7 protein-coding genes are annotated in these 6,009 nt (G+C 27.7%); 4 read left to right on the top strand and 3 right to left on the bottom strand.

Annotation, left to right across the window (positions count from 1 at the left end; translation table 11 throughout):
* On the top strand, positions 1–248 hold a 248-nt coding region (locus Q0V08_RS10085; protein ID WP_297434432.1), incomplete at its 5' end, for a hypothetical protein.
* Between the two features lie 60 nt (positions 249–308).
* Positions 309–944: a type A chloramphenicol O-acetyltransferase gene (gene catA / locus Q0V08_RS10080; protein ID WP_297434430.1), complete on the top strand. Its 636-nt coding sequence runs from the start codon at positions 309–311 to the stop codon at positions 942–944.
* A 64-nt stretch (positions 945–1,008) separates the two neighbouring features.
* Here catA and Q0V08_RS10075 read toward each other — a convergent pair whose 3' ends face one another.
* On the bottom strand, positions 1,009–1,413 hold the full coding sequence (locus tag Q0V08_RS10075) for a PhnA protein (protein WP_297434428.1): 405 nt from the start codon (positions 1,411–1,413) through the stop codon (positions 1,009–1,011).
* An 85-nt stretch (positions 1,414–1,498) separates the two neighbouring features.
* Positions 1,499–1,957, bottom strand: coding sequence for a MarR family winged helix-turn-helix transcriptional regulator (locus tag Q0V08_RS10070; protein ID WP_297434426.1), 459 nt, complete (start codon positions 1,955–1,957; stop codon positions 1,499–1,501).
* 157 nt (positions 1,958–2,114) lie between these two features.
* Here Q0V08_RS10070 and Q0V08_RS10065 point away from each other — a divergent pair, with 157 nt between their 5' ends.
* Together Q0V08_RS10065 and Q0V08_RS10060 are read left to right on the top strand one after the other, a co-directional pair.
* Complete coding sequence (locus tag Q0V08_RS10065; RefSeq protein WP_297434424.1) at positions 2,115–4,103, top strand: alkyl sulfatase dimerization domain-containing protein; 1,989 nt, start codon at positions 2,115–2,117, stop codon at positions 4,101–4,103.
* A gap of 9 nt (positions 4,104–4,112) precedes the next feature.
* Complete coding sequence (locus tag Q0V08_RS10060) at positions 4,113–5,162, top strand: outer membrane protein transport protein (RefSeq protein WP_297434422.1); 1,050 nt, start codon at positions 4,113–4,115, stop codon at positions 5,160–5,162.
* A gap of 56 nt (positions 5,163–5,218) precedes the next feature.
* Here the strand turns inward: Q0V08_RS10060 and Q0V08_RS10055 are convergent.
* Positions 5,219–6,009: MATE family efflux transporter (locus Q0V08_RS10055; protein WP_297434420.1), on the bottom strand; the 791-nt coding region annotated here is incomplete at its 5' end.

Raw genomic sequence — 6,009 nt, 5'->3', positions numbered from 1 at the left:
CAATAGAATATTCATATGAATTTGGAGATGTGTATTCAGCAAACGAAGCAAAATTAAGAGATAGCAATATGAATTATTATGATTTACCATGTCCAGCAAAAGAAAAAGGAGTTATTAAAGCAAGTTTAGGATTAGCTTTAGAAAAGGTAAACCATATGGGAGTTACAGTACAAGTGGAGTTTGAAAATAATGAAAACAGACATGAGGATGAAGTAAATTATAGCTTAAGATTTAACTATAAATTCTAGTAATTTTGAAAAGGTATTGTATAATATTATAAAGAATTAATAGTTTGAGGGAGAGTCTACATGTATTTTAAAGAGATTGATATTGAAAATTGGAAAAGAAAAGAGTACTATGAACATTTTTCAAAAAATATTCCTTGTACAGTGAGTTTAACGACGAAAATAGATATAACGAATATAAAGGAATTAGATTTAAAAATTTATCCAGCTTTAATTTTTGCTTTAACTAAAACTGTTAATCAGTTTGAAGAGTTTAAAATAAATAAAAATTTTAATGGAGTTTTAGGAATTTATGAAACTTTGTATCCTTGTTATACTTATTTAAAAAAAGGAAGTGAGTTATTTACTAATCTTTGGAGTGATTCTATAGATTCTTATGCTGAATTTTATGAATCATATACTAGTGATACATTTAAATATGGAGATAGCCCAAAGATGATTGGAAAAGAAAATCTTCCTGAAAATAGTTTTCCAGTTTCCATGATTCCTTGGAATACATTTGATGGATTTAATTTGAATTTAAAAAATGGATATGATTATTATCTTCCAATATTTACTTTTGGAAAATTTTATTTAGAGGATAATAAGTATTTAATACCTTTAGCTATTCAAGTTCATCATGCAGTGTGTGATGGGTTTCATCTATGTAGATTTATAGATAAGCTACAAGAAATTATCAATGATAAAAAAACTTTTTAAAGTTAATAAAAATTATAAAAAAGAGGATTGCTAATGAAATCCTCTTTTAATATTTAAAAGGCATTTATTCGAACTCGATAGTTTTAATAAGTTCTTCAGTTGCTTCATCAATATAAAGGTCTTCTGAAACTAACTCTGCCCATGAATATTTTGTTGCCATCTCTTGTAGCAATCTAATAGATAGAGCTCTTACCATATCAACTTCACTCCAAATAGAGTTAGTTAGAAATCTAAAATCATTTTCTTTTGCTTTTTTTATTCTATCTAATTTAGCTCTACATTCGTCACAGATAAAAATACATCTTTCTATTTCTGGTTCTTCCTTTACAGGTGGAACTTCAAAGACACTTAAACTTACACCAGTTGCTTCACAAAGCTCACACTTTGATTTAGCTCTTCTTGTTAGTTCTCTTCCAAAACTAGTAACTTTATTTTTTCTTTCCATATGTTGATCATAACCTTTTGCCATATTATCTCTCCTTATTTTCAATCTTATAGATTGATGGTAACACAATTCAAAAAAAAATCCAATCAATTTATGATTTGTAGCTTTATTATTTTTCTTTGTTGAAATTATAAGAAAAATGATTTCTCTTATTGTGGACTTCAAGTTTACTTTTTAATTTTTCTAAAACATTGAGAAAAACTTCTACTTTTTCTGCTCCTATTTCTGAAAAAACTTCATCCTCAAAATTTTCAACAGAAAGATTAATAAAATCTACCGCTTTTTCTCCGCATGGCGTTAAAAAAACTCCTTTTTTTCTAAGGCTAATATCTTTTTTTGTTATGAATCCTTTAATTTCTAAATTGCTGACGTGCTTTACAACTAAACTTTTATCACAGTTATTCATTTTAGCAATATCATATTGAGATATGCCTGGAAAATTATAAATAGTTATTAAATACACACTTTCCATTTTCGTTAGATTTAAACTATTTAAAGTAATTGTAGATGCATAATCAATTTCTTTTATTATTGATGAGATTAAGGCTATCATTCTTCTTTTTTTCATTATTTTTATATAGCTCCTCAATATTTATTATATTTTCTAATTATACCATAGAATGCAACCGGTGAAAACTTCACATGTGAAGCTTTCAAAGTTTTTTTCTAATTTTTTTTTAGTTATAATTACGAAGAATAAAATTACAAAAGGAGATTAGAGACATATGAAAGAAAAAAAGCTTTTAATTTGCTTATTTATAGGGTTATATACAATGAGTATGGCAAATACAAAATTAGATTATTCAAAGAGAAAAGAAGCAACAAAATTTACAATTGAAAAAAATGAAGAGGTAAAAAAACAATTGGATTTTTCAAATCAGCAAGATTTTATTGAAGCGAACAAAGGATTTATTGCAACTTGGCCTGAAAATAAAATTTTAGATGATAAAGGGAGTGTTGTATGGGATTTTGAAAAATTTGATTTTTTAGGATTAGAAGAGAAAAAAAAATCTCCAGATACTGTTAATCCGTCCCTTTGGAGAAATGCTCAGCTAAATAAAATAAATGGATTATTTAAAGTGACAGATGGTATTTACCAAGTTAGGGGATTCGATTTAGGAAATATTACATTTATAAGAGGAGATAAAGGGTGGATTGTAGTGGATATGTGTACATCAGTTGAAATCTCTAAAGCAGCTTATGATTTACTTAAAAAAAATGTTGAAGATTTACCAATAACTGGTGTTATAGCGACTCACTCTCATCTTGACCACTTTGGTGGAATAAAAGGAGTAGTTAGTGAAGAGGACATTAAAAGTGGAAAAGTTATGTTTGTTGCTCCAGAAAATTTTTATGATGAATCGGTATCTGAAAATTTAATTGTAGGAAACACAATGGGAAGAAGAGCTTCTTATATGTACGGAAGTATATTGCCTAATGATGAGAAGGGAACTGTTGATGCTGGTTTAGGAAAAGGAGTATCAGTTGGAACGAACACTTTATTAGAGCCAAATAAAGAAGTAACAAAAACAGGAGAAAAATTAAAAATAGATGGAGTTGAGTTTGATTTCTTAATGGCTAATGGAACTGAGGCACCTTCAGAGTTTATGTTCTATATCCCAAAATACAAAGCATTTTGTGGAGCTGAGGTTATAAATAGAACTATGCATAATATTTCAACTTTAAGAGGGGCAAAAACAAGAGATGCATTAAAATGGTCAAAGGCAATAGATCAAGCTATCCAACTATATGGAGATAAATCAGAAATATTTTTCGCACCACATTTTTGGCCAAAATGGGGGAATGATAGTATAAATCAAATGCTTGAAAAACATAGAGATTTGTATAAATATATTCATGATCAAACTTTAAGACTTGCAAATCAAGGTAAAAATCCAGTTCAAATAGCAGAGGAGATTAAATTACCAGAGACATTAAGAACAGAGTTTTATAATAGAGATTACTACGGAACAGTAAACCACAATGCAAAAGCTATTTATGATATGTATTTTGGTGCTTGGTGGGATGGAAATCCAGCTAATCTTTATAAACTTCCACCAATAGAAGCTGGAAAAAATTATGTAGCCTTTATGGGAGGGGAGGAAGAAATTATAAAAAAAGCTAAAGATTCTTTTAATAAAGGAGATTACAGATGGACTGTAGAAGTTTTAAACCATGTTATTTTTGCAAATCCAAGCAATAAAGAAGCTAGAGAGTTATCAGCTGATGCAATGGAACAGTTAGGATATCAATCAGAATCTGGGCCATGGAGAGCATATTTTTTAACAGGAGCTCAAGAGCTTAGAAATGGGGTAGTTAAACTGCCAACACCAAATCCATTATCTAAAGATATGATAAGTAGCCTTCCAATGTTAAATTTCTTTGATTATTTAGCAGTTAGAATAAATCCAGAGAAAGCAAAAGGTTTAGATTTAAAAATAAATATTAAATTTAGTGATGTAAATGAGAACTACTCTTTAGTTTTAAAAAATAGTGTTCTTAATTCTTATGATGCTCTTCAAAAGAATGCTAATGGTGAAATTGATTTAAAAAGAGAAACATTAAATAAAATTTTAATGGGAGAAAGTACATTTGAAGCTGAAGTAAAGAATGGAGATATAAAAATAACGAATCCAAAGACTATAAATGGATTTATGAATACATTAGATAATTTTGAGTTTTGGTTTAATATAGTTGAACCAAATGTAAAATAGGTGCTTATTGTGAAAAATATAAAAAATATAATAATTTTATGTGGTGTTTTGTTGAGTAAGAATATTTATGCTGTAGGTGGAGTTGAACTTCTAACAAATGTAAGCGTAGGATCTATAGGAAATCCAGCTATGCAAACATCGATTTCTGCAGAAAGTGTTTTTTATAATCCAGCAGCTATAAGTTTTTTAGATAATGGAGAGTATTTATATTTAGGGGCTTATGGTGTAGATATAGATTACAAAATGAGATTAGATAACATATATCTGAGAACGACTAGTTCACAAATTATTCCAAGTTTTTCTTATGTTATAAAAAATAATAGACAAAGTTATTATTTAGGATTTGGAATGAGTGGACAAGGTGGTAAATTAAAAATTGATAATAATATTCCTTTTTTAGAAAATACAAAAGCTACTATAGCACATGGAGGAATAAATTTTGGAACAAGTTACTTAGTTAATGAAAAGTTAAGTATCTCTATAGGAGGTAAAGGAAATTATTCTAAAGTAGAGTTTAAAGGTGATATAGGAAATCAACATATAAAAAATACTGAAGAGTCAAAATCAATTACATTTGAAACAGGAATTTTCTATCAACCAACTGAAAAGTTAAATTTTAGTGGAAAATATCTTCATAAAACAAAGCAAGATTACGGTGGAGAATTAGCAGGATTAATTTCATTAGGAACTTCATATAAAATAACAGAAAGAGATCAATTGAATTTAGGATACAACATCATTTTAGAGGAAAATGATTATAGTAATTCCTATGAATATGCAATTTCATTAAAAAGACAAGTTACACCAAAATTAAATATAAGTCTAGGGTATATGTATTCAGATAGAGGCCATAATAATGATGATGTCTATACATTTACAGAATTGAGTTCTCATCAAGTAGGAGTTGGAGGAGAGTATTCTATAAAAGAGAATATTTTATTAGGATTTGGTGTGGGCGTGATTGATTATAAGAGTAAATCTACTAACCTATTTAATTCAGATATAGGTTCTACAAGAAGTGAAAAAATATTAGGACTTAGTTTAAAAGTTCAACTTTAAAGTTTTTAATATTATAAGAAAATAAAATAGAGAGCCATAAAGGCTCTCTTAAAATTTTACTCGTTCTTAGGAGTAGATTTTATAAAGTAATTTGATAATACAGCTCCAAAGTTTTTATTAAATAAAACATTCCAAGTTATAAAGCAGAAAATTTCAGAAAATAAAGGACTTAACCAAACTCCAGTTAATCCCCAAAAATGACTTCCTATAAAGATTGTTATTGGAAAAAATATAATTGATCTTAAAAAAGATATAATATTTGAATTTTTAGGATTGTTTATAGCTTGATAATATCCCGATTGGATAACGTTTATTCCTATTACAAAAAACGAAAGATTAAATAAAGTAAGACCAATATAAGTCTCATTTAAAATACTTCCATCTTTGGTAAATAAACCAATAATATCATAACCGAAGAAATATGATATTGTAAAATAAACAAAGTTAATAATTATTGATGATATAACTGTAAATTTATAAAATTTAAAAACATTTTCATAGTTTTTAGCTCCATAATTGAAACTAAATAGCGGTTGAATTCCAAAAGATAAACCAAGTAGAAGCATATAAACTATTGTAGTTAAGTAGTTTATTATTCCAAATGAAGCTAATTGGCTTTCGCTTCCCACCTTTGAAATAGCTATATTCATACAAAATACCATTATTGAAAAAGTTATTTCCATAAAAAAAGATGGAAAACCAAGGGTAATAAACCTTAAGATATTTTCTTTGTGAAGGTTAGTTTTACCAAAAGACAGGTGACCTTTTTTAAATAAAAAGTGTAACAGTATAATTAAAACAGTTAAAATCTGTCCAAGTCCAGTGGCTATAGCAGCACCTTTTATTC

Origin of the sequence: uncultured Cetobacterium sp. (assembly GCF_947038635.1) — a bacterium.
GTDB lineage: Bacteria > Fusobacteriota > Fusobacteriia > Fusobacteriales > Fusobacteriaceae > Cetobacterium_A.
The sequence above is the reverse complement of the archived record's forward strand: the minus strand, read 5'-3'. Positions and strand labels throughout refer to the sequence as shown.